The sequence below is a fragment of the Empedobacter falsenii genome, assembly GCF_019308355.1.
In the GTDB taxonomy this organism is placed as follows: domain Bacteria; phylum Bacteroidota; class Bacteroidia; order Flavobacteriales; family Weeksellaceae; genus Empedobacter; species Empedobacter falsenii_B.
In genome coordinates this window covers 99870-122952 of record NZ_JAAGKM010000004.1, presented here as the reverse complement: position 1 = coordinate 122952, position 23083 = coordinate 99870, and the positions used below count along the sequence as shown (strand labels likewise).

Genomic DNA, 23083 nt, shown 5'->3' with positions numbered 1-23083 from the left:
CAAATGTATAAAAATAGGGGATTTTATGAACACGAGGTTAAGCATTAATCACTTTATCATCTTTTCCGTTCCAAGAAAGAATTTTATAAGTAAAACCGTCTTCCGTTTTAATTTCTTGGTCTTTCAGCATCAAAAAAGTATCGTCCCAATCACCATCATCATAACTAATTACCCAGAATAATTGGTTGAACAACAAACCTTCCAAAATATACAAAAGTTCCTCAACAGAATCTACTTCGTAAGTTGTAAAAGGAAAAGAAGATTTGATCCAAATCTTATCATCATCCGAAGTCTGAATATAAAGATCACCAAAAGTCGATTTGTATTCATTCTCGATATGGAATTCTAATAATTCGGTATCTTTTTTGTGAAGCCCTGTAAAATCTGGAATTGCTTCAATGATTTGATTGTATATTTTGATTGAAAAATCGTTCATCTTTCTAAAATTAGCTTGCAAAAATAAACGATATTATCTAATTCTGACACGATATTTATGTTCAATAAATCGAAAAAAGTTAAATAATTTGTATTCAAAATCATAACCATAGTCAACAGAAGGATCTAAATCTATACTTACTGCATACAAATCTGGATTATATGTCATTGGTTGCATATGTCGTTGATTCCAAATCATTACATATTGGCGATTTTTTTGTTCGTAATATTCTTTTGAATAATATTCTTTGGGTAATGCAGTTGTTTTTAAATAAATATCATATTGAGGATCAAATACAACAATATCATAATCGCCATCTTCATTCGGCTCGAATTTTAATGAATTCTCATCTTTATTCGGCACTGAATTTTGTGTGGATTGATTGGTTGTACAAGCAAAAAATAGGAGAGAAACGCTGAAGAATAAAAATAGCTTTTTCATAATTTTTTAATTTGATTAAATATATTGAAAAATAACGATATTAAGTGTTTATATCTACATTTACACTTATATTCTAATAATTTAGAATTACATGAATAGTAGTTCTGAAATATAAATGTTTATTTCATATTATTTATATATATATCTAAGAGACATTGAAAAATTATCATCATGAAATTTATTAATTTAATATTTTATAAGATATAATTTTGGTATAAATATAAAGTTTAAGTTAAAAATGTAACTTTATAGCAATAGTTCTTAAAGTTATCCCGAGATTGTATCCGATAGCAGATTCTAACTCTGTTATCTAAAATATATATGACAAATCACTTTATAGGAATAGGAAAATATATTCCAACTGAAAAAATATCAAATCATTTTTTTGAAGAACATCAATTTTTTAATGAACAAGGAGAAATTTTAGATCAAAATAATACTACTATTTCCCATAAATTAAAACAAATAACAGGAATAGAAGAGCGTCGATATGCTAGAAAAGATCAAGTAACATCAGACTTAGGTTATATGGCAGCGGCTTCAGCCATCACAAATGCAAATATCGATGCAGAAACTATTGATTATATTATATTCGCTCATAATTTTGGAGATGTAAAACACGATACGATTCAGTCTGATATGGTGCCAAGTCTTGCTGCAAGAGTAAAAAATTTATTGAAAATTCAGAATCCTTATTGTGTTGCTTACGATGTTATTTTTGGTTGTCCTGGCTGGGTAGAAGGTGTTATACAAGCTAATGCATTTATAAAAGCTGGATTAGCAAAAAGATGTTTGGTAATTGGTGCTGAAACACTTTCGAGAGTAGTAGATGAACACGACCGAGATACAATGATATATGCAGATGGCGCTGGTGCAGCAATATTAGAAGCTTCTACAAACAATAAAGGAATACAAGCCCATTTATCTGCCTCTTATGCAAACGAAGAAAAAGATTATCTGTTTTTTGGAAAATCGTATAATTCAGAAAAATGTCCGAATACCAAATACATCAAAATGTATGGTAGAAAAATCTATGAGTTTGCTTTATCCAAAGTACCTTTAGCAATGAAAAAATGTGTTGATGATAGCTCATATAACATTCACGATATTAGTAAAATAGTGATTCATCAAGCCAACGAAAAAATGGACGAAGCAATCGTAAAACGCTTTTATAGTTTATATGATCAAGATGTGCCAAAAAATATTATGCCAATGAATATTCATAAACTTGGCAATAGTAGTGTGGCAACAATTCCAATTCTTTTGAAAATGATTATGGATAATGATTTAGAAAATCACCAGATAAATGAAGGCGATGTGGTATTATTTGCATCTGTTGGCGCAGGCATGAATATCAACACGTTTATTTACCAATTTTAACGATATCAATCATGATAAGTTCTAATCACAATTAGATTAGAACTTTTTATCATATAGAATTCTCTAGAAATTAATACCATTTAATTCATTAAAACTTATTACCTTTGCAACGTACTTAAGAAGATATTTTGTCTTAATAGTTTACAATTGTATTCTTTATTTTACTTTTTTTAATTCACTAATTGACCTAGTCAATATAATTTTAACTTCTGTTTTCTAAAACGTATACTTGTAAGTTTTACTTCATTATAATATAAATGTTGTTGGATAATTAATTCATGTTTTCTTAGGTTTTATCAGTATTAAAAATAAAAAATCTATACAAACATTTATGGCAGATTCTACATCTAAAAAAGAAAATAGCAAAAAGAAAGCTTTAAAAAAATTAGAGAAATTAAACAAAAGAGAGAACAGAAAAGAGAATAACAACAAAGGAAAATCATTAGAAGATATGATTGTCTATGTTGATGTACTTGGTAATTTTACAGATGTACCACCTCATTTACAAGACAAAGAAGCCGATTTGCTGAATAATAAAAGATTAGAATCTGATAACAGAGATGTTTTTATTGAAGGTATGGTTGATATCTACAACGATTCAAAAGGGTTTGGTTTTATTAAAGTACCAACTTCTAACGATAAAATCTTCTTCCACTTCAAAGAATCAAAAGAATTACTTAAAGTAGGAGATCAAGTGCAGTTCAAAAAAGAAATGTCTGAAAAAGGATTCAGAGCAATTCAAATATCAAAAAAATAAATTAATTAAATATACAACTATGCAAGAAGGAACAGTAAAATTCTTCAATGAATCAAAAGGTTTTGGTTTTATCTCTAACGCAAACGGAGGTGAAGATGTTTTTGTACATGTTTCTGGATTAATTGACAAAGTAAATGAAAATGATCAAGTTACTTTTGATATTGAAAAAGGAAAAAAAGGTCTTATGGCTGTTAATGTAAAAATAAAATAAAAAAAGAATCCTTATATAAGGATTCTTTTTTTTGAACTATATTTAATTTCTAAAAGAGTATTTATGTACACAATATTACATAATTCGCGTTGCGGAAAAAGTAGAGATGCAGTAAAGGTTTTGGAAGAGTCTGGAAAAGATTTTGAAATAAGAGAATATTTGAATGAGCCTTTGACGAAAGATGAATTGAGAACTATTTTAACAAGACTAAATCTAAAACCAATTGATATAGTAAGGACAAATGAAGAAGATTGGAAAATAAATTTTAAAGGAAAAGAACTTTCTGATGATGAAGTTTTGAATGCTTTGGTTGAATATCCAAAATTGATTCAACGTCCAATAGTGACAGATGAAAAAAGTGGAGTAGTAGGTCGTCCAAAAGAATTGGTAGAAAATTTTATTAAATAAAAATGGTTTGATAATTGTAAGTATTTCTAAGACTAAACATAAAAAGCTATGAAAATTTTAGATGCATTAACAAAAAATCAAACGGAGAAAGGAACTAAAATAGGTTTATTAACAACAGCCGCTACAACGGGAGTAACGGTAGCTAAATTTTTAGGAAAACGTTCAATATATGGAATAATTGGTGGAGTAGCCGTAACATTGGCTGCAGAATATATCCGAAAAAAATATGAAAAGAAAGTTGAAGCTGAAAACGAAACTATTTTAGAGAATAAATAAAAAAAGAGTTTTGAAAAAAACTCTTTTTTGTATTATATATTTTTGTTTTGTTCTTCTGCATCACCAACCATATTTCGAACAATTCCTGGATTCGAATGTTTTTTCTTCATTTTCAAATTCAAGAATTCGACTAAAACAGAGAAGCCCATGGCAAAATAAATGTATCCTTTCGAAATGTGTTGATCAAACCCTTCTGCTAATAACGAAACGCCGATTAATAATAAGAATGATAAAGCCAACATTTTAACCGTTGGATGATCGTTCACAAATTTAGAAACCGCACTTGCTGAAAGCATCATAACTGCAACAGCAATAATTACAGCCGCAATCATAACTTCAATATGTTCTGCCATACCAACTGCTGTAATTACAGAATCTAATGAGAAAACAATATCTAAAATTAAGATTTGTACGATAGTTCCTGCAAAAGAATGGACTTTCACTTTTCCTCCAGTTTCTTCAACACCTTCTATTTTGTGGTGAATTTCTACAGTCGATTTATAAATCAAGAATAATCCTCCGATTAATAAAATCAAATCTCGACCAGAGATTGCTAATTTTTCTAACCATTCGGTTGAAGTAATGCCAATCCATTCGCCAATATTGAATAGAGGAGTGGTAAGACTCATGACCCAACTTAGTGAGAATAAAAGGATAACACGTGTAAACATGGCTAAAAATAAACCAAGCTGTTGTGCTTTCTTTTGTTGATGTGCAGGCAATTTTCCTGACAAAATAGAAATAAAAACAATATTATCAATCCCTAAAACGATTTCTAACATTGTTAATGTAAATAATGCAACTAATGCATCTGGTTGTAAAAAAATACTAAAATCCATCGATTAATTTTGAAGTTTCGAAAATACAACGAAGAATAAGAATTAAAGTTTGAGTAATAATTATTTGATGTTAATTTAACATTAAAACTTTTACAAAATTATTTACAGATTAAAGATTAAATCAATCAAATCGTTTTAACAATATAGAATTAAACTTTACTTTTGCGAAAAAGACTTAGAATGATTTCAAAAGTTCAACTTCGGTTGCAGTTTCTCGTACTTCTTTGGGGATTTACAGGAGTTTTCGGAAAATTAGTTACAATGAGTGCGTTGCCAATGGTTTGGTATCGTGTTCTTATTGGGGCTATTGCTGTTTTTATTTATATGAAGTTCAGAAAAATGGATTTCAAGGTAACTAAAAACGAATTGTTGAGATTACTTGCTATCGGTGGAATTGTAGGAATACATTGGTTTACATTTTATTTGTCGATTAAACTTTCTAATATCTCAATTGCGTTGAGTACGTTGTCGATGGGCGCGCTTTTTAGTGCGATTTTAGAACCTATTTTTTTTAAACGAAAAATTAATCTGCTCGAAATAATTCTTGCTATAATCGTTTCCACTTGTGTAGCTGTTATTTTTAATGCATCACCAGAAGATTATAAATTGGGAATTATCATTGGTATTTTGTGTAGTTTTCTATCGGCATTATTTGCAGTTCTTAATTCGAGATTACCAAAGTCAATCAAACCAACTAAAGTTACTTTATACGAAATGATTGGTGGAGTTATCACACTTTCGGTGGTAATGATTCTTTTTCAGCCAGAAGCTATTTCTGAAGTTGTAAATATAAGTTGGTCAAACTTAGGATGGTTGACTTTGCTTGGCGTCATTTTTACAGCTTTTGCACAAATAGAATCAGTTGATTTGCTGAAACATGTTAGTGCTTTTACGTTGATGTTGAACGTAAATTTAGAACCAGTTTATGGCATCATTTTGGCAAGTCTTATTTTTGGAGATTCAGAACATATGAATCCTATATTTTATATTGCTACAGGGGTAATGGTACTTTCTATCATTATGAACGGAATATTAAAAACAAGATTTTCTAAATAATTTATTGTCAAAAAGACGCATTTGTTTTAAAGAATGCTTATCATTTAATATCTTTGCTTCAATTGAAAAGTAAACCATAATCACATGATACACTCTATTATTACAGGTGTTGGGTATTATGTTCCCGAAAGAGTTGTTACAAACTTTGATTTAGCTGAAGTGATGGATACCAATGACGAATGGATTCAGGAACGTACAGGGATTGTCGAAAGAAGACATATCGAGCCAGGTTCTAAGATTTCGTCTACAGATTTGGGAGTTATTGCGGCTAAAAATGCGTTAGAAGATGCAGGAATCACTGCTCAAGATATTGATTTTATATTATTTGCGACTTTATCTCCCGATTATTATTTTCCTGGAAATGGTGTATTGGTGCAAAAAGAGTTAGGTTGTCGTACAATTGGGGCAATGGATATTCGTAACCAGTGTTCTGGCTTTGTATATGCGTTATCAACGGCTGATGCTTTTATAAAAGCAGGAGTTTACAAAAATATTTTGGTGATTGGAGCAGAAGTGCACTCATTCGGATTGGATATGTCGGATGAAGGTCGTGGCGTTTCAGTAATTTTTGGAGATGGAGCAGGAGCAGTAATTGTTTCGGCAACGGAAGAAGAAGGACGTGGAATTTTATCGACTAATTTACATTCTGAAGGTGAATTTGCCGAAGAATTAGCAGTTACTTTCCCTGGAACAAAAACAGGTTGGTCAGACGAATTATTGAAAGAAGGTAATACGTTAACTAAAAAAGAGATTTATCCATATATGAATGGGAACTATGTTTTCAAGCATGCGGTAACTCGTTTTCCAGAATCAATTATCGAAGCTTTATCGACTGCGAATAAAAAGCCAGAAGATTTAGATTTATTTATTCCACATCAGGCGAATTTGCGTATTTCTCAATTTGTACAAAAACAATTGGGATTACCAGATGAGAAAGTTTATAACAATATTATGCGTTACGGAAATACTACGGCAGCATCTATTCCTATTGCATTGAGTGAAGCAAAACAAGAAGGTAAAATCAAAAAAGGTGACTTAGTAATGATGACTGCTTTTGGAGCAGGATTTACATGGGGCTCTGTTTTGATGAACTGGTAAGTATAAGTTTGAATTTAGATTTACGAATTTAGAATATAGAAAAAACCTTCACTTTTTAGTGAGGGTTTTTTGGTTATATTTGATTGATTTAAAAAATTATTAATGAAATATTTATTGATTCTCATAATTGGTTTAATGAGTTGTTCGCAACATAAAATATCAAAAAATGTAAAGGATCAAGATTATATCTTTTTTCTCCATAATAAATATTTAGAAACGCATAACGATGGAGATTATGATACAGTCTATAAAACTAAAATTGAGTATTCTAAAGTTTTGAATTCATTCAAGAAAGACGGTTTTATTGTGATTAGTGAGAAAAGAAAGCCGAAAACAGACGGAATAAAATATGCAAAAAAGGTTGTTAAGCAAATTGATAGTTTGATTAATACAGGTGTTAAACCTAATCATATTACGGTTGTAGGAACTTCGAAAGGTGGTTACATTGCGCAATATGTATCAACTTTTAAAAATAATCCTCAAATCAACTATGTATTTATTGGTTCGTTTCAAGAAAGTGATTTAGAAGAAATGCCTGATATAAAATTTTCTGGAAATGTTTTAACCATTTACGAGAAGTCTGATGCATTTGGCGTTTCAGCTATAAAACGTAAAGAAAATTCAACCAATAAAATCAATCATTTCAAAGAAATTGAATTAAATAATGGCTTAAAGCATGGTTTTCTTTATAAAGCTCTTGATGAATGGATTGAACCAAGTAAAAAATGGGCGAGGAGAAATTATGATTTTAAATAAATGATTCATTTATAATTTTTCCTAAAAATCACTCGAACTGACAATTTTTATTCAATCTGTACAAGAAATATCTTATACAAAAAAAGGTTAGACTCTAAAAAAAATAGAATCTAACCCAAGTTTATTTTGTTACTTAAATACTATAAGAAATGGTGATATTAAGATTTCCTTACTTCAATTTTTTAGCAACATACATTTTTTCTGCTAATTGAACAGCTTTGTACGCATCAACAACACCGCCTGTTACAGAAATATCTGTTAAAGCAGGATTTTTGTTGACAGATTCTAACAATATTTGTTTGATATCTGTTGCAGTTAATTTAGGATAATGTGCCCAAACCAAAGCCGCAACTCCTGCTACAACTGGAGAAGCCATAGAAGTTCCGCTTTCATTTTTGTATTCCCCATCTTTATTAGGAACAGTAGAATATATTTCATTTCCTGGCGCAAAAACATCTACAGACTTTTTACCAAAATTAGAAAAACTTGCTCTTAAATTGTCATTATCCATTGTATTTGCTCCAACTGTAATTACGTTTTTAGAAACTTCTACACCTTTGTCGTCATAAACGGTAGGGAAGTGAATTTCGTCATCAATATTTACGTTTTCATTTCCTGCAGCTTTAATCAATAAAAGACCTTTTTTCTCAGCATATTTAAATGCATCCCAAACAATTTGTTTATCTGGAGAATAAGCTTTTCCAAAAGACATGTTCAAGATTTTTGCTCCATTATCTGCAGCATAACGAATGGCATTTGCAACGTCTTTATCGCGTTCGTCTCCATTTGGAACTGTACGAACTGACATGATTTTTACATAACCATTTCCAGCGATTCCATCCATTCCAATTCCGTTACCAGATTTTGCTGCAATAATTCCAGAAACGTGTGTTCCGTGCATAGAATCAGGGCCATCTACATCATTATTTCCGTAAAAACGTTCTGATTTATCAGCATAATTATCGCCAACAATTGGACGAGGATCTAATTCTGTATTCAAGTTAATTTCAACTTGTTCTTTGTAATATTTTGTTCCTTCTGAAATTTCATTTCCAACTTCTGTTAAGAAATCTTTCATTGATTTTCCTTCCCAAGCTTCTTTCGGAACCATACCAAAAATAATCATCCCTTGTTGTGCTTCTTTAGAAACAGGTTTAAAAGACATCATATTTTTTTCATTCAACTCTTTTTCGCCCCATTCTTTAATCAAAGCAGGAAATGCAACTGAGAAAATATCATTCATCTGCACATATTGCGCTGCATTTTGTTTTGCTTCGGCTAATTTATTTTCGAACTCAGGTTTTATTTTTTGATATTCTTCCAATTCTTTTGGGAATTTTGTTTTGTTAGAAGCTGCATCTTTACTTTTTTCGAATAAATCGCGGTATTTTACAAAAAGACGTGTTAACTCTAATGTATCTCCATCAACATTTTTACCATCTTTTCCTCCAATAAAATTCCAACCATGAATATCATCAACATAACCATTCTTGTCATCATCAATTCCATTTCCAGCAATTTCTTTGGTGTTTGTCCAAATATTATCTTTTAAATCTGGGTGAGTAATCTCAACTCCAGAATCTAAAACACCAACAATTAACTGTGAAGGTTTACGTTTTTTTGATTCTAAAAATTGTAAAGCTTTTTGAGTATTTACACCATAAACACCACTTTCTTCTAAAGATTCGTGTTGCCAATATTTTTGATCAACTTTAGGCAATGGTAGAGCAGTTGTCGTTTCTTGTGCGAACGATGCCACACCAACAAACATGGCAACTGATATACTTAATAAGAATTTTTTCATAATTGATTTATCTATATGTCGAGAAACAACCGAAATTGTTACATCTAAAATTATCTCGAGTTTAAACGCAAAAAAGGCTCCAAAATTTGAAGCCTTTTTATAATGTTGTGTTAAATTTAAAATTATTTCAATTTACGTTGTTTGTAAATTTCTTCAGCTTTTTGTACAGCTTTGTAAGAATCTACAACACCTCCAGCAACAGAAATCTCTTTTAATTGCTCATTTTTATTAACTGTTTCCATTAAGATATTACGAATATCTTCTGCAGTTAATTTTGGATAATGTGACCAAACCAATGCTGCAACACCAGCAACAGCAGGTGAAGCCATAGAAGTTCCGTTTAAGAAACGATATTGATCAACCCCTGGATATGTTGCATAAATCTCTTGTCCTGGTCCAAAAACATCTACCGATTTTTTACCATAGTTAGAGAAACGAGCTTTTAAAGCATTTGGATCTTTAGTAGAAGCACCAACCGTAAGAACAGATTTAGAAACAACATTTCCATTTCTAAAATTAGTTGGATAATGTACATGAACATCAATATCTTCGTTGCTATTTCCAGCCGCTTTAACGATTAAAACACCTTTATCAGAAGCATATTTGAACGCATCCCAAACTAAATCTGCATCAGGAGAATAAGGTTTTCCGAAAGACATATTCAAGATTTTTGCTCCATTGTCAACTGCGTAGTAAATTGCATTTGCAACATCTTTATCGCGTTCGTCTCCATTTGGAACTGTACGAACCGACATAATTTTTACATTATTTCCTCCAGTCGTTCCTTCAGAACCGATATTATTTCCTCTTACAGCACCGATAATTCCAGCAACGTGAGTTCCGTGAGAAGACTCAGGTCCGTTAGAATCTCCGTTTCCATAAAAACGCTCTTTCTTATCATTTGGATTGTCAACATCTTTACGATCAACCAAATCTAAATTTAAGTGAGAAGATAAAGCATCTCCCTTCGCAGCACGACGAGCAGCTCCTAAATAGGTATTCGAAACTTCTTTCATCGTTTTCCCAACCCATTGCTCTTCTTTCAATTCACCAAAAATCCATAAAGCTTCTAAGATTTGAGAATCTGTTGGTTGGTAATTTTTTAAAATATCTTTAGTTAATTTAGTATCTCCAAATTCAAGAACCATTTTATTTACACCACCTTCAACAGCATTCAATTTAGATTGAGCAACTTGTTGGTTATATTTTGCTTTTCCTACAGCGCTTAAATATTCTTTTTCAATTTTTTGAAATTCAGCATATTCAGTAGGATTTTTTACAATAGCTTCATGATTTTTCTTTTGATCGAAAGTTGCGTATTTAGATGATAAAGCTTTGTAAACACGTGTTAATTCAGTGGTATCATCATTGTAATTGATTCCTTTTGCTGTTCCTAAAAAAGACCATCCATGTACGTCATCAATGTAACCATTTTTGTCATCATCGATTCCGTTTCCTGGAATTTCTTTTGGATTTGACCACATATTTGCTTTCAAATCTTCGTGAAAATTTTCAACACCGCTGTCCAAAACTCCTACAATAATTGTATTTGCTTTTCTTTTGTTGTCTTTTAAGAATTGTAAAGCTTGATCAGTATTTACACCATAAACACCTGTTTGTTCTACACCTGCATGATACCATTTTTCTTTTGGTACTTCTGTTGTTTGTGCTTGAACAAACCCTAATGTAAAGGCAAATCCTAAAGCAATAAATAATTTTCTCATGTTGTTATTTTATTAAGTTTTTTAAATATACTGCGGCACTTGGTCCTTCGCTAAAAAGTAAATCTAAGATACTCAAACCTTCTATAAACTCAAATTTATCATCAAAAACTTGTGCATATTCTGGTAAGTTATATTGAGGTGCTTTTTTAGCAGAAAATTGATTTCTGAAATCATTTTCAGGATTCAGATCTTGATAGGTTTCAGTTTTAGAAATATCCAAATCTAAGCTTAATTTCTTGTTGATGAAATCAATTGTTTTTAGATTAAAATCTAAAAGAAATTTCTCTTTTTGTTCTAAAATTGGAATAATTTCATCTTCATAATATTCAAAATATGGAGAACTTTGATAAGCTGATTTTAACGATTTGATGTGTTCTTTTTGCCAATCATATTCATAAGAAGGTTGCAAATCTTTGAACAAACGTGTTCCGTTGTGTAAAATTGGAATATTCAACATTAATTTACCATTTGCGCCCAAAATATACATGCGGTTACGGTAAGTTTGCTTTTGAAAATTTTCTTGAACTTCGATATCCAAAGTTTGGCTTTTTACCATTTCTGCATAGTAATCAATCGGTCCAAAATAAAAAGCTGCAAACGTATTTTTCATTCTATTATTTTATATGGAAATGTGCATTACAAGTAGCTTATAATGCACATTTATAGTGTTGTTAATTTTATAATTTAGAGGATTTTAATCGCTCTTTTTATTAATATTTGTTCTTCTTTTTCTCTTTACGAGCTTTTACAATATCATATCCAATCCAACCAATTAAGGCAATTAGAACATAAATTCCGTACGAAGTTTTGTCCGGATTATCATTATTTATTGAAGTAAAGAAACGATTCCAAATAAATTTCTTAGGAGCAGCAGGCTCGAACATTCCGTTCATATTTGCCCAAATCATAATAGGACGACCAATAATATGATCTTCTCCAACATAACCAAAGAAACGTGCATCTAATGATTGATTTCTGTTATCACCAACCATAAAATAGTAATTTTGTTTGATTTCGTATTTATCTGTTTTTTGATCATTGATAAATACATCAAACTTACCGTTTGTAGAATCAACTCTTAATGTATTGTTTTCATAGCGACGAATAATGTTAATATATTGCGCTAAAGTCTCTTTGTTAACATCAACTACATCACCTTTTTTCGGAATGTATAAAGGTCCGTATTGATCAGGATTCCAGTTTTTGTTTACTGGAAAAATAGTGTTTGTACTATCAATTTTTCCATTTACAATATGTTCCGTTTTTTCACCTACAGGTTGTAAAATAGGTTCAACAGAAACTACATTTGCATTAGATTTCATTGCTGTAACATGAGCATCAGTCAAAGCTGCAAATTGATAAATAAATGTTCCGTCGCTTTGTTTTGCAGCATTATAATCTGTACTTATGATTCCAAAATTATCGTATAATAATTTATCACTGAAAGGAGTTTTTACAACAACTGTATAAGCATGCTGAACTTGTGCATCTTTTTTCGGAATGAATTTTTTATCGTTTACATATAAAACTCCATTACGAATCTGTACAGTTTCTCCTGGTAAACCAACTAAACGTTTTACATAAGCATCTTTACGATCGATCGCATTGTAAATAGAATCTGTAGGATAGTTGAAGACAACAATGTCGTTCGATTTTAAATCTCTCCAACCTGGAATACGCATATAAGGTAGGCGTGCTTTGTCGATAAAACCATCACGGTAAATAAATTCTGAGAATGGAATTCCGATTGGTGTCATAGGAACACGCGCTCCATGACTTACTTTTTCTACAAATAAAGCATCACCAATTTTGATTGTATTTTCCATCGATCCTGTTGGAACAATCATTGGTTGAATAAACCAGTTATGAACCAAAGTTGCTAAAACAAGGGCAAAAATTAAGGAAGAAACAAATGTTGGTTTGCGTTTTTCTGGACCTAAATATTTTGGATTATCAGAATAATTAACCGCAAAAATGTATAAACCTAAAGTCAAAACCATAATGACTTTGTCTTTTGTTTCAATTTTTCCGTAAGAATCTCCTAAATCAACAAAGAATACTAACCAAAAAATAGGACCAACAATTGGCAAATAAAATAGAATAATCCACCATTTTGGACGATGGATAATTTCTAAACCTTTCCAGATATTTAGAAAAGGAATATAAGCTTGAATTGCTTGCTTTCCAGCATTTTTATATAATTTCCAAGTTGCAGCTCCAAAGATTATATTGGCAATAATAAAACCAATTAACCAGTAAATTAGTACATGCATAAGTTTTTGATATTTAGTATTTTAATTTAGTTCAGTTCAAGTACATCTTTCATTGTGAAAACACCTTGTTTATTCCAAATCCATTCCGCAGCAATCACGGCACCTAAGGCAAAACCTTTGCGAGAATGCGCCGTATGAGAAATCTCAATAGTATCTACATCAGAGTTATATTGTACGATATGTGTTCCGGGAACATCCTCGATTCTTTTTGCTTCAACTGGAATAATGTCTTTTGCTTTTTCGTCCATCGACCAAGAATTATATGTTGAATTGTCAATAATTCCTTCTGCAATTGTAATCGCTGTTCCAGAAGGTGCATCAAGCTTTTGTGTATGATGAATTTCTTCTAGATTAATTTGGTATTCGTTACGATATTTATTCATCATTCGAGCTAAAATAGAATTTAATTCGAAGAATAAATTAACGCCCAAACTAAAGTTAGAAGCATATAAAAAAGCGGTGTTATTTGAAATTGCTAAATGATTAATTTCTTCTTGTTTATCTAACCATCCTGTTGTTCCACAAATTGTTGCGATTTTATTTTCAAGTAATACTTTAAGGTTGTCGTAAGCGAATTCTGGTCTCGAAAATTCTATTGCAACTTCAACATTATTTAATTCTTCCGCAAGTGGAGTACGAGATATTTTAAGTACAACTTCGTGTCCGCGTTGAATTAAAATTTCTTCAATGGCTTTTCCCATTTTTCCGTATCCTATTAATGCAATTTTCATCTGTAATTTCTAAAATTTTAAGTTAAATGCCAATCCTAAAACTGGCTCTAATGTCATTTCATCTTGAATGACTGTTGGTTTGAATGACATTTCTGTGTCATTACGAACTGTGAATAAATGCGCATCTACTGTTGCATCTACAATATTTAATAAATAAGCTAATGCAGTTAAAGCGACACTATAATCGCGTTTTCGTTTGTAATCATCTTGAATAACTGCCAATTGCTCTGCAGATAAAATTCCTGTGAATTCGTTTGGTGTTCCTTCTCTTACCGCAATATAAGCTTTTCGGTATTTTTTGTACAAATTATTGTAATAAATCGTAAAACCTGTTCCTGTACCTACTAAACCAAGCGCAATAGGTGCTTTTAACCATTTTTTGTTATACAATTGTCCAGCACCAGGTAAAATAGCCGAATACAAAGAGGCTCTAATTGGACTTTTCTCCATTAATGCTTCTTTAGTTACGCTCATTGTATCGTTTACAATAACATTATTTTCGACAACGACTAAAGAATCCGTTTTAACTTGACCGAAAGCAAACGTCGAAGAGATCGTTAATCCAAGTAAGAATGCTTTAATTCTCATTTAAAAATTTTCTTAATCGTTCAAACTCATCATCAGAAGTAAAATTCAAAATTATTTTACCTTTTCCATTATTTGCACGTTTTATTTCAACTTTCGTATTCAATGAATTTGAAATAGAACTTAATGCTTCTTTGTACTGAGAAGGTAATTCATTTGTTGCTTTTTTCTCAGGTTTACCTTCTTTTATCGATTTGATTAAACGTTCTGTATCGCGAACAGATAAATTGTTTTTGACAATTTTTTCGTAAATATCAAATTGTAAATCAGTATCATCAATAGCCATTAAAGCGCGACCGTGTCCCATTGAAATCATTCCGTCACGAATTCCTGTTTGGATAATTGGGTCTAATTTTAATAAACGCAAATAATTGGTAATAGACGTTCTGTCTTTCCCAACACGTTTACTTAATTCTTCTTGTGTTAACTTGATTTCATCAATCAATTGTTGGTAAGAAAGCGCAATCTCGATCGCATCTAAATCTTGACGCTGAATATTTTCGACCAATGCCATTTCCAGCATTTCTTGGTCATTTGCTAAACGTACATAAGCTGGAATTGTTTTTTTACCAGCTAATTGTGAAGCGCGAAAACGTCTTTCACCAGAAATCAATTCATATTCACCAGTTGGTTTTTTACGAATCGTAATCGGTTGAATAACGCCTAATGTTTGAATAGACGAAACCAATTCCTCTAAAGCTTTTTTATCGAAATTAGTTCGTGGCTGCCAAGGATTCGCGGTGATTTTTTCTAAATCTATTTCCAAAATGTTTCCAACCAATTTCTTTGCACCTTCATCTTGTGCTGTTTTTACAGTTGGTTCATCCTTTAATAGAGCAGATAATCCACGTCCTAAGCGATTATTTTTGTTTGGCTTTGCCATTTTATTTAAACTGTATCGTTGTTGTTAATTAAAAATTCACGCGCTAAATTTAAGTAATTTTCTGCACCTTTACTTGCTGCGTCGTACTGAATAATTGTTTCGCCAAAACTTGGTGCTTCTGACAAACGTACATTTCGAGTAATAATTGTTTTGAAAACCATTTGCGGAAAATGATTGTTCACTTCGTCTAATACTTGATTAGAAAGGCGTAAACGCGAATCATACATCGTCAACAATAAACCTTCAATATCCAGTTCTTTGTTGTGATGTTGTTGAATTCCTTTTATCGTATTTAATAATTTTCCTAAACCTTCTAATGCAAAATATTCGCACTGAATAGGAATAATCACAGAATCTGCAGCTGTAAGCGCATTCAAAGTAATTAAACCAAGTGAAGGCGCGCAATCTATAATAATATAATCATATTGATCTTTGATTTCTGATAGCGCGTTTTTTAACATGTATTCGCGGTTCTCGTAATCTACAATCTCAATCTCGGCAGCAACTAAATCTAAATGAGCAGGCATCAAGTCTAGGTTTGGCGATTCTGATTTTAAAATAGCTTTGCTCGCAAGCACTTCATTTTCCAATACTTCATAGGTTCCAGCTTCGATTTCATCCAAATCAAAACCCAAACCAGATGTTGCATTTGCTTGCGGATCTGCGTCAATTAATAAAACTTTTTTCTCTAAAACACCTAATGAAGCGGCAAGGTTTAACGAAGTTGTCGTTTTACCAACACCACCTTTTTGGTTAGCAATAGCAATAATTTTACCCATAATTTACGTTCAAAACGATTTCAAAAATACAATATTTAACCTTGCTAAACCTTAAAGAAAAAATAAATTTTTGAATAATTGTTGAATATTTGTTTTACATCATAAAACATCAGTTCTGTAAAGCTAAATTTTAATATTATTTTATCTTTTTAACAGAATTAAAAAACTTATATTTGCGACAAGTATTTTTATAATTTTTTTAATAAAAAAAGTTGATGAGTTTTAACCTTTTATTCGAAAGCGTTGAGAATAGAAAGAGCTTTAACGCAGTAGTTTTAATGAATAGAAACGAATTTAAGAATTATTCTTTCCCCTTATTGCTTCGCAATGTATATTATGCGATACGTCTGTAATACCCTAATTTTTTTGCAAAATTTTTAGAATTATTAAACACACGTAACATTTATAAAGCATAATGAAAACTAAATACATAGATTTAATCACGCAATCATTTGACTTTCCACAAGATGAATTTGAATTAGATGGAGAGTACTTAAAATTTAATGGAATTGACCTAAAAGCTTTGGTCGAAGAACATGGAACACCATTAAAATTCACATATTTGCCTAAAATTTCGCAAAACATTCAGAAAGCGAAAGGTTGGTTCGAAAAAGCGCGTGAAGAGTTAAACTATGAGGGAACTTACAATTATTGTTATTGTACAAAAAGTTCTCACTTTCGTCACATTTTAGGTGAAGCATTAAAAAACGATATTCACATTGAGACATCTTCTGCATTTGACATTAATATTGTCGAAAATTTGATTGGAGAAGGTTTGATTACAGACGATCAATATGTTGTTTGTAACGGTTTCAAGCGTGAGGAATATGTAGAAAATATTGCTCGTTTGGTAAATAGCGGACATCGTAAAACGATTACAGTAATTGACAATTACGAGGAAGTTGATTTGTTTTCTGAGGCAATTGAAGGTGATTTTGAAATCGGAATTCGTATTGCATCGGAAGAAGAACCAAAATTTGAATTTTATACTTCTCGTTTAGGAATTGGTTACAAGGATATTGTTCCTTTTTATCAGACAATGGTAAAACCTAATGAACGCATTAAATTGAAAATGCTTCATTTCTTTATTAATACAGGAATTAAAGACAATTCGTATTATTGGAATGAGTTGACAAAATGTTTGAGAGTTTATGTAAACCTTAAAAAAGTTTGTCCAGAATTAGATAGTTTGAATATTGGTGGTGGATTCCCAATCAAAAATTCGTTGAATTTCGAATATGATTACGAATACATGGCGAAAGAAATCTTGTTGCAAATTAAAATGATTTGTGATGAAGAAGGAATTCCTGTTCCAAATATTTTTACAGAATTTGGTTCGTTTACAGTAGGAGAAAGTGGAGGAGTAGTCTACAAAATTCTTTATCAAAAGAAACAAAATGATAAAGAGTATTGGGATATGATCGATTCTTCTTTTATGACAACTTTGCCAGATGCTTGGGCAATTTCGAAACGATTTGTAATGTTGCCAATTAACCGTTGGTACGATAAGTATGAACGTGTATTATTAGGAGGTTTAACATGTGATTCTGACGATTATTACAATTCAGAACAGCATGTAAATGCCATTTATCTTCCGAAATATGATCAAGCAAAACCATTGTATATCGGTTTCTTTAATACAGGAGCTTACCAAGATAATATTAGTGGTTTTGGTGGAATTAATCACTGTTTAATTCCTCAGCCCAAATATATTTTGATTGACGAAAATTATGAAGCAAAAGTATATTCAGAAGAACAAACGCATCAAGATGTGTTGAATACATTAGGATATAAATAATTAGAATTTTTAATAAAATATAAAACAAATAAAATGAGTAAAGGACCAATCAGTCAGTTTATAGAACATAACTATAGACACTTTAATGCAGCTGCTTTAGTTGACGCTGCAAAAGGATATGAGCAACACTTGTTAGAAGGTGGTAAAATGTTAATTTCTTTGGGTGGAGCAATGTCTACTGCTGAATTAGGAATTTCATTAGCGGAAATGATTCGCCAAGATAAAGTGCACATCATTTCTTGTACAGGAGCAAATTTAGAAGAAGACGTAATGAATTTAGTTGCGCATTCTCACTATAAAAGAATTCCAAATTACCGTGATTTAACACCAGAGCAAGAGCGCGAATTGTTAGATACACACTTCAACCGTGTTACAGATACTTGTATTCCAGAAGAGGAGGCTTTTCGTCGTTTACAAGAGCATTTAGAGAATGTTTGGCATGCAGCAGAAGAAAAAGGTGAGCGTTATTTACCACACGAATTTTTATACCAAGTTGTAAATTCTGGAGTTTTAGAGCAATACTACGAAATTGATCCGAAAGATTCTTGGATTGTTGCTGCTGCTGAGAAAAATTTACCTATCGTTTGTCCAGGTTGGGAAGACTCTACAACAGGAAACATTTTTGCGTCTAACGTAATCAAAGGAAATTTAAAAGCGTCTACAGTAAAATCTGGAATTGAGTACATGATTTACTTAACAGAGTGGTATCGTGCTAATTCTGATGGTAAAGGTGTAGGTTTCTTCCAAATTGCTGGTGGTATCTCTGGAGATTTCCCAATTTGTGTTGTTCCAATGATGTACCAAGATTTAGAGTGGACAGATGTTCCTTTCTGGGCGTATTTCTGTCAAATTTCTGATTCTACAACATCTTACGGATCTTATTCTGGAGCAGTTCCAAATGAGAAAATTACATGGGGTAAATTAGATGTTGATACACCAAAATATATGATAGAATCTGATGCGACTATTGTTGCTCCATTGATTTTCAACTATATTTTAGGAAACTAATCAATAGAATATATTAAGCATAAAAAAACCACTTCGATTGAAGTGGTTTTTTTGTTATATATCGTTCCGATAATTAATCTTTCATTGCTTCACCAGCTTTTCTATGCGTAAATTTTCCATAGATATGTCTTCTTGCAAAACGGCTTGGAGAGTCAGAATTTACCATTTTGATGTAAGTGTTTTTAGGAACACCGAAATATTCGTAATGATTTCCATCTAAATGTTCTACTTTCAAAATTTGTTCATCCATATAAAAATCATGAATGTTAGATTTTGCAGTTGTAATCGTATATTCTTCTTTATTTTTTTCGTGCGTTTCAGGATTAATACTTACTAAAAAGTGGTATGCTTCGATCACAACTTTACTTTTTTCTTCAGCTTCTATTTTACCTGCTTCGTCGTTGATAAATTTATCAGGATGCGCATCTTTCATCGTATTTCTGTAAATTGTTTTCAACTCTTTTAGAGTTACATTTTTATCAACTCCAAGTAATTTTCTGTGTTCTACAACGCTTTTCATAATTATAATCCATTTTTCGGAGTGCAAAAGTACGGATTATAAATCACGAAATACGTTTAATATCCATAAGTTTCGTTAAGATTATGATAAATAATTTTCTTTTTGTTGAGAATTTGATATTCAATTCCAATACTATCCTTGTTTACAGAAACCAATTTAGCTTGTTGAATAGGTTCATTTACGTATTCATATCGCTTTGGATCATCAGAATTAATATTTAATGTTTCAGAAACAATGTCACTATAATCAGGTCTCGCAATATTTTGTGATTTTTCTAAAATAAGAAGTTTAGATTCAGAATTATAGATATAAGCACGTTTCATTGCCATAACTTTTTTCGTAACTACTATTTTATATTCATCATTTACTTTAATGGTTTGAATTGTATTCATATTGAATAAAAAACTAACGATAGATAGAAACGGAATTGCCATTGGTAAAATGCTCAATCCAACTAAAGCAAAAAGTAAAAAACCATAAATTTTGATATAGATAATTTTCCAAAATTTAATAACGATGTAAAAGGTGAAAATAATCCAAGTCCAAGCAAGAATTTGATAGGTATATTCTCCTTTTAAATTCAACCCCATAAGGTTTAAACTCAATAAAAATAAAATGAGGAGAACTGAAGAAATGATGTAGATTTTGAGTGATTTTGGCATTTAGGTTATGATTTATTTTTTCGAATATACATTATTTATATGATTTAATCGTTTTGTGTAAAATGAATTTTCTCGAATATTTTTGTAATTTTAAGCAAGCTAACAACAAACAAAATAAGTATGAAATTGAAAGACGTTCCCGAGTTGAAAATCTCCATTTTAGATCTTCCTTCAAAAGAAAAAGATAAACTTCTTTTGCGTCTTATCAATAAAGATGAAACCTTGGTAGAGCATTTACATTTTCAATTATTAGAAGATGAAAATGATCTGCAAGATCGTGTAAAAAATATTTATGTAAAGATTGATTTACAGTTTAAAAAATCTCATCATTTAATTAATCAAATTAATATAAATAGAAGTCATCGTCAATTGTTGTTGACGCTAAAAACATTGAGTGGAATCGTGAATTATCATGTTCAAATTACGAAAGATAAAGTTTCCGAATTTGAATTGAGAAAATATATCATTCAAGAATCTTTTAATCGTTATCCTTATCTTTTTGAAACTTATACAATAGGAGATAATGCAGAAAAATTATACAACTATCAACATGGGAGATTGAAATTGATTTTTTCTATTTTTAATAAATTTCATGAAGATTTAAAATTTGATTACCAGAACGATATTGATGAAATTAATACTTTTTTAAGAAAAACTCCTATAAATTTTAAACTTCAATAGTTCTTTTAAACAAAAGGTTGCTTATCTAATATTGTATAAAATAATAATTAAATTTACTATAATTGACTTATTATTAATTGGTTTGGTCTATTTTTTGTTAGTCTTAAAAATAGTGGATTAACAAATTATTAATTTAATTTATTGTTAAATAACGAAAAAAGTATAGTTAGTTCTGTGTAAACCGAACTAACTATTTTATATTTGCATGGTTTTGTAGATTATACACATTATGAATATAAAAAATCAAGCATGTAATTCGGATCTTTTTTGCAGCTTTAGTGCTTTTTTGGAGAGAACTTACAGTTTTCCTCCATTGACAGCTAAGTTGTCAGCATACATGATTTTAGAGTCTGATGAGGAAGGATTCACGTTTGAAGAACTTCTTGAGATTTTTAATGTTAGTAAAAGTTCCTTATCAAACTCTATTAACTACTTACTATCGATGAAACACATCGAGTACATAAATAAAATTAACTCTAGAAAAAGATATTTTAGATTAAATTTTAATTATTTGACAGAGAAATTAGATTTTTTATTTGAAATGATTTCTCAAGATATAGGTTATACAAATCGAATAAAAGAACATAAACTAGCGAATAATACGCTTTCTAAGAATGTTGAAAATAGAGTAATTGATATCTATTTGGAACATCTTAATCAAACAAAAGTGATATTAGACGAAACAATACAAAAAATAAATAAAATTCAACTAGAAAATAAGTAAAAGTAATATGAAAAACGTTAACGTTATAATGGTTGGTGCTTTGGCAATAGCTTTGAGTTCTTGTGGAAAGAAAGACAATGCTGCTGCTCAACAAGCACAAGGTCCAACACCTTATCCGGTAGTTGATGTGCCTACGAAAGTGGTGACGAGTTATGATGAATACCCTGCAAATATTCAAGGTATCGTAAATAATGATGTTCGTGCAAAAATCCAAGGATACATTACAGAAGTTTATGTTGATGAAGGCCAATATGTACAAGCTGGTCAGCCTTTGTTCAAATTAGAAACAAATGTTTTAACTCAAAATGCGGATGCTTTAAAATCTGGTGTTGGTGCTGCGCAAGCTAATGTAAAAGCGGCTCAGGCTAATGTAAGTGCAGCGCAAGCGGCAGTGCAAGCAGCTCAGGTAGAGGTGAACAAATTAACTCCTTTGGTACAGAAAAACATTATTAGTAATGTACAATTAGAAACTGCAAAAGCTAATCTAGCAAAAGCACAAGCGAGTTACAATCAAGCTGTAGCGGCTAAGTCTCAAGCGCAGGCTGGTGTTACTCAAGCGCAAGCAAGTTATAAAGGAGCGCAAGCAAATGTTGACTATTCTGTTGTAAGAGCACCTATTAGTGGAGTAGTTGGTTCTATTAATTCTCGTCAAGGGACATTAGTTGGTCCTACGGATCAAACTCCAATTACTACAGTTTCAAATACAAGTAGAGTATATGCTTATTTCTCTATGAATGAGAAAGAATATTTAAACTTTATTTCTAAATCTGAAGGATCAACTTTAAAAGATAAATTAAACAAAATTCCAGCAGTTGAATTAGTATTAGCTAATGGAGATGTTTATCCTGAGAAAGGTAAAATACAAACTGTAACTGGTCAAATTAATCCAACAACAGGGACAATTGATTTCCGTGTTACGTTCAATAATGAGGCTAAGCTTTTGGCAAATGGTAACTCAGGGCGTATTCGTGTTCCAAAAACTTATGTTGATGTATTGGTTGTGCCAGAGGCTGCAACGTTTGAACAACAAGGTATGACTTATGTTTACAAAGTAACAAAAGATACAGCTTACGCAACGCCAATTACTGTAGTAGAAAGAGCGAATAATATGGCAGTTGTAAAAGACGGAGTGAAAAAAGGTGATAAAGTTGTTGCACAAGGTGTAGGAAAACTACGTGATAAAACAGCTGTTAAACCAACTCCAGCAAACTTTGATCAAATCGTAGAATCTACAAAAACGGTATTCTAAATTG

General features: G+C 31.1%; 26 protein-coding genes. 13 read left to right on the top strand and 13 right to left on the bottom strand.

All coding sequences use genetic code 11. From position 1 onward, the window contains the following. Nucleotides 1–37 precede the first annotated feature (37 nt). Together G0Q09_RS03545 and G0Q09_RS03540 are read right to left on the bottom strand one after the other, a co-directional pair. The gene (locus G0Q09_RS03545; protein WP_038335837.1) at nt 38–436 is read right to left on the bottom strand and encodes a hypothetical protein; all 399 of its coding nucleotides are present in this window, start codon (nt 434–436) and stop codon (nt 38–40) included. Nucleotides 437–469: 33 nt separating this feature from the next. Then, nucleotides 470–877, bottom strand: a complete 408-nt coding sequence (locus tag G0Q09_RS03540; protein WP_038335835.1) for a DUF6146 family protein — start codon at nt 875–877, stop codon at nt 470–472. A 321-nt stretch (nt 878–1198) separates the two neighbouring features. Between G0Q09_RS03540 and G0Q09_RS03535 the strand changes: the two genes are divergently transcribed. The 5 genes from G0Q09_RS03535 to G0Q09_RS03515 all read left to right on the top strand — a co-directional run bounded on the left by G0Q09_RS03535 (nt 1199) and on the right by G0Q09_RS03515 (nt 3909). After that, nucleotides 1199–2257 carry a 3-oxoacyl-ACP synthase III family protein gene (locus G0Q09_RS03535; RefSeq protein WP_038335860.1) on the top strand — a complete coding sequence of 353 codons (1059 nt, stop codon included), beginning with the start codon at nt 1199–1201 and terminating at the stop codon, nt 2255–2257. A gap of 331 nt (nt 2258–2588) precedes the next feature. Beyond that, nucleotides 2589–3014 carry a cold shock domain-containing protein gene (locus G0Q09_RS03530; RefSeq protein WP_219033988.1) on the top strand — a complete coding sequence of 142 codons (426 nt, stop codon included), beginning with the start codon at nt 2589–2591 and terminating at the stop codon, nt 3012–3014. 19 nt (nt 3015–3033) lie between these two features. Continuing rightward, complete coding sequence (locus G0Q09_RS03525) at nt 3034–3225, top strand: cold-shock protein (RefSeq protein ID WP_125350434.1); 192 nt, start codon at nt 3034–3036, stop codon at nt 3223–3225. Between the two features lie 63 nt (nt 3226–3288). Continuing rightward, entirely contained in the window at nt 3289–3633 is a 345-nt protein-coding gene (locus tag G0Q09_RS03520; protein ID WP_219033987.1) for an arsenate reductase family protein, read from the top strand. 48 nt (nt 3634–3681) lie between these two features. Further along, on the top strand, nt 3682–3909 hold the full coding sequence (locus tag G0Q09_RS03515) for a hypothetical protein (RefSeq protein WP_125350054.1): 228 nt from the start codon (nt 3682–3684) through the stop codon (nt 3907–3909). Nucleotides 3910–3941: 32 nt separating this feature from the next. On the opposite strand, the gene G0Q09_RS03510 is transcribed toward G0Q09_RS03515, so the two are convergent. Then, nucleotides 3942–4748 (bottom strand): TerC family protein, encoded by an 807-nt coding sequence (locus G0Q09_RS03510; protein WP_125350055.1) that lies wholly within the window; start codon nt 4746–4748, stop codon nt 3942–3944. Nucleotides 4749–4928: 180 nt separating this feature from the next. Here G0Q09_RS03510 and G0Q09_RS03505 point away from each other — a divergent pair, with 180 nt between their 5' ends. From G0Q09_RS03505 to G0Q09_RS03495, 3 genes are all read left to right on the top strand, one after another. After that, the gene (locus G0Q09_RS03505) at nt 4929–5804 is read left to right on the top strand and encodes a DMT family transporter (RefSeq protein ID WP_219033986.1); all 876 of its coding nucleotides are present in this window, start codon (nt 4929–4931) and stop codon (nt 5802–5804) included. 84 nt (nt 5805–5888) lie between these two features. Further along, on the top strand, nt 5889–6902 hold the full coding sequence (locus G0Q09_RS03500; RefSeq protein ID WP_219033985.1) for a 3-oxoacyl-ACP synthase III family protein: 1014 nt from the start codon (nt 5889–5891) through the stop codon (nt 6900–6902). Between the two features lie 102 nt (nt 6903–7004). Next, nucleotides 7005–7658 carry an alpha/beta hydrolase family protein gene (locus G0Q09_RS03495; protein WP_219033984.1) on the top strand — a complete coding sequence of 218 codons (654 nt, stop codon included), beginning with the start codon at nt 7005–7007 and terminating at the stop codon, nt 7656–7658. Nucleotides 7659–7827: 169 nt separating this feature from the next. Here G0Q09_RS03495 and G0Q09_RS03490 read toward each other — a convergent pair whose 3' ends face one another. The 8 genes from G0Q09_RS03490 to G0Q09_RS03455 form a co-directional block, all read right to left on the bottom strand. After that, a complete protein-coding gene (locus G0Q09_RS03490) occupies nt 7828–9462 on the bottom strand; it encodes a S8 family peptidase (protein WP_219033983.1) in 1635 nt (544 codons plus the stop codon). 122 nt (nt 9463–9584) lie between these two features. Continuing rightward, complete coding sequence (locus G0Q09_RS03485) at nt 9585–11186, bottom strand: S8 family serine peptidase (RefSeq protein WP_219033982.1); 1602 nt, start codon at nt 11184–11186, stop codon at nt 9585–9587. Nucleotides 11187–11190: 4 nt separating this feature from the next. Further along, nucleotides 11191–11796, bottom strand: a complete 606-nt coding sequence (locus tag G0Q09_RS03480) for a WbqC family protein (protein WP_038330572.1) — start codon at nt 11794–11796, stop codon at nt 11191–11193. A gap of 100 nt (nt 11797–11896) precedes the next feature. Next, nucleotides 11897–13459 (bottom strand): signal peptidase I, encoded by a 1563-nt coding sequence (gene lepB, locus G0Q09_RS03475; RefSeq protein ID WP_219033981.1) that lies wholly within the window; start codon nt 13457–13459, stop codon nt 11897–11899. 26 nt (nt 13460–13485) lie between these two features. After that, nucleotides 13486–14190: a 4-hydroxy-tetrahydrodipicolinate reductase gene (dapB, locus tag G0Q09_RS03470; protein WP_115000386.1), complete on the bottom strand. Its 705-nt coding sequence runs from the start codon at nt 14188–14190 to the stop codon at nt 13486–13488. Between the two features lie 9 nt (nt 14191–14199). Beyond that, nucleotides 14200–14778, bottom strand: a complete 579-nt coding sequence (locus G0Q09_RS03465; RefSeq protein WP_180904451.1) for a DUF5683 domain-containing protein — start codon at nt 14776–14778, stop codon at nt 14200–14202. Further along, entirely contained in the window at nt 14768–15658 is an 891-nt protein-coding gene (locus G0Q09_RS03460; protein WP_038330580.1) for a ParB/RepB/Spo0J family partition protein, read from the bottom strand. The genes G0Q09_RS03465 and G0Q09_RS03460 overlap by 11 nt, the downstream gene beginning before the upstream one ends. Nucleotides 15659–15663: 5 nt before the next feature. Continuing rightward, nucleotides 15664–16437, bottom strand: coding sequence for a ParA family protein (locus G0Q09_RS03455; protein ID WP_219033980.1), 774 nt, complete (start codon nt 16435–16437; stop codon nt 15664–15666). A gap of 415 nt (nt 16438–16852) precedes the next feature. Between G0Q09_RS03455 and G0Q09_RS03450 the strand changes: the two genes are divergently transcribed. After that, entirely contained in the window at nt 16853–18235 is a 1383-nt protein-coding gene (locus tag G0Q09_RS03450; protein WP_180904450.1) for a type III PLP-dependent enzyme domain-containing protein, read from the top strand. 33 nt (nt 18236–18268) lie between these two features. Further along, nucleotides 18269–19243 carry a deoxyhypusine synthase family protein gene (locus G0Q09_RS03445; protein ID WP_219033979.1) on the top strand — a complete coding sequence of 325 codons (975 nt, stop codon included), beginning with the start codon at nt 18269–18271 and terminating at the stop codon, nt 19241–19243. 73 nt (nt 19244–19316) lie between these two features. On the opposite strand, the gene G0Q09_RS03440 is transcribed toward G0Q09_RS03445, so the two are convergent. Beyond that, a complete protein-coding gene (locus G0Q09_RS03440; RefSeq protein ID WP_038330588.1) occupies nt 19317–19763 on the bottom strand; it encodes a KTSC domain-containing protein in 447 nt (148 codons plus the stop codon). A gap of 56 nt (nt 19764–19819) precedes the next feature. Continuing rightward, nucleotides 19820–20353, bottom strand: a complete 534-nt coding sequence (locus G0Q09_RS03435; RefSeq protein WP_219033978.1) for a hypothetical protein — start codon at nt 20351–20353, stop codon at nt 19820–19822. Nucleotides 20354–20545: 192 nt separating this feature from the next. On the opposite strand from G0Q09_RS03435, the gene G0Q09_RS03430 reads away from it, so the two are divergent. From G0Q09_RS03430 to G0Q09_RS03420, 3 genes are all read left to right on the top strand, one after another. Then, a complete protein-coding gene (locus G0Q09_RS03430) occupies nt 20546–21106 on the top strand; it encodes a hypothetical protein (protein ID WP_219033977.1) in 561 nt (186 codons plus the stop codon). A 229-nt stretch (nt 21107–21335) separates the two neighbouring features. Then, the gene (locus G0Q09_RS03425; RefSeq protein ID WP_219033976.1) at nt 21336–21830 is read left to right on the top strand and encodes a GbsR/MarR family transcriptional regulator; all 495 of its coding nucleotides are present in this window, start codon (nt 21336–21338) and stop codon (nt 21828–21830) included. Nucleotides 21831–21837: 7 nt separating this feature from the next. Continuing rightward, nucleotides 21838–23079, top strand: a complete 1242-nt coding sequence (locus G0Q09_RS03420; protein ID WP_219033975.1) for an efflux RND transporter periplasmic adaptor subunit — start codon at nt 21838–21840, stop codon at nt 23077–23079. The last annotated feature ends 4 nt before the right edge of the window (nt 23080–23083 follow it).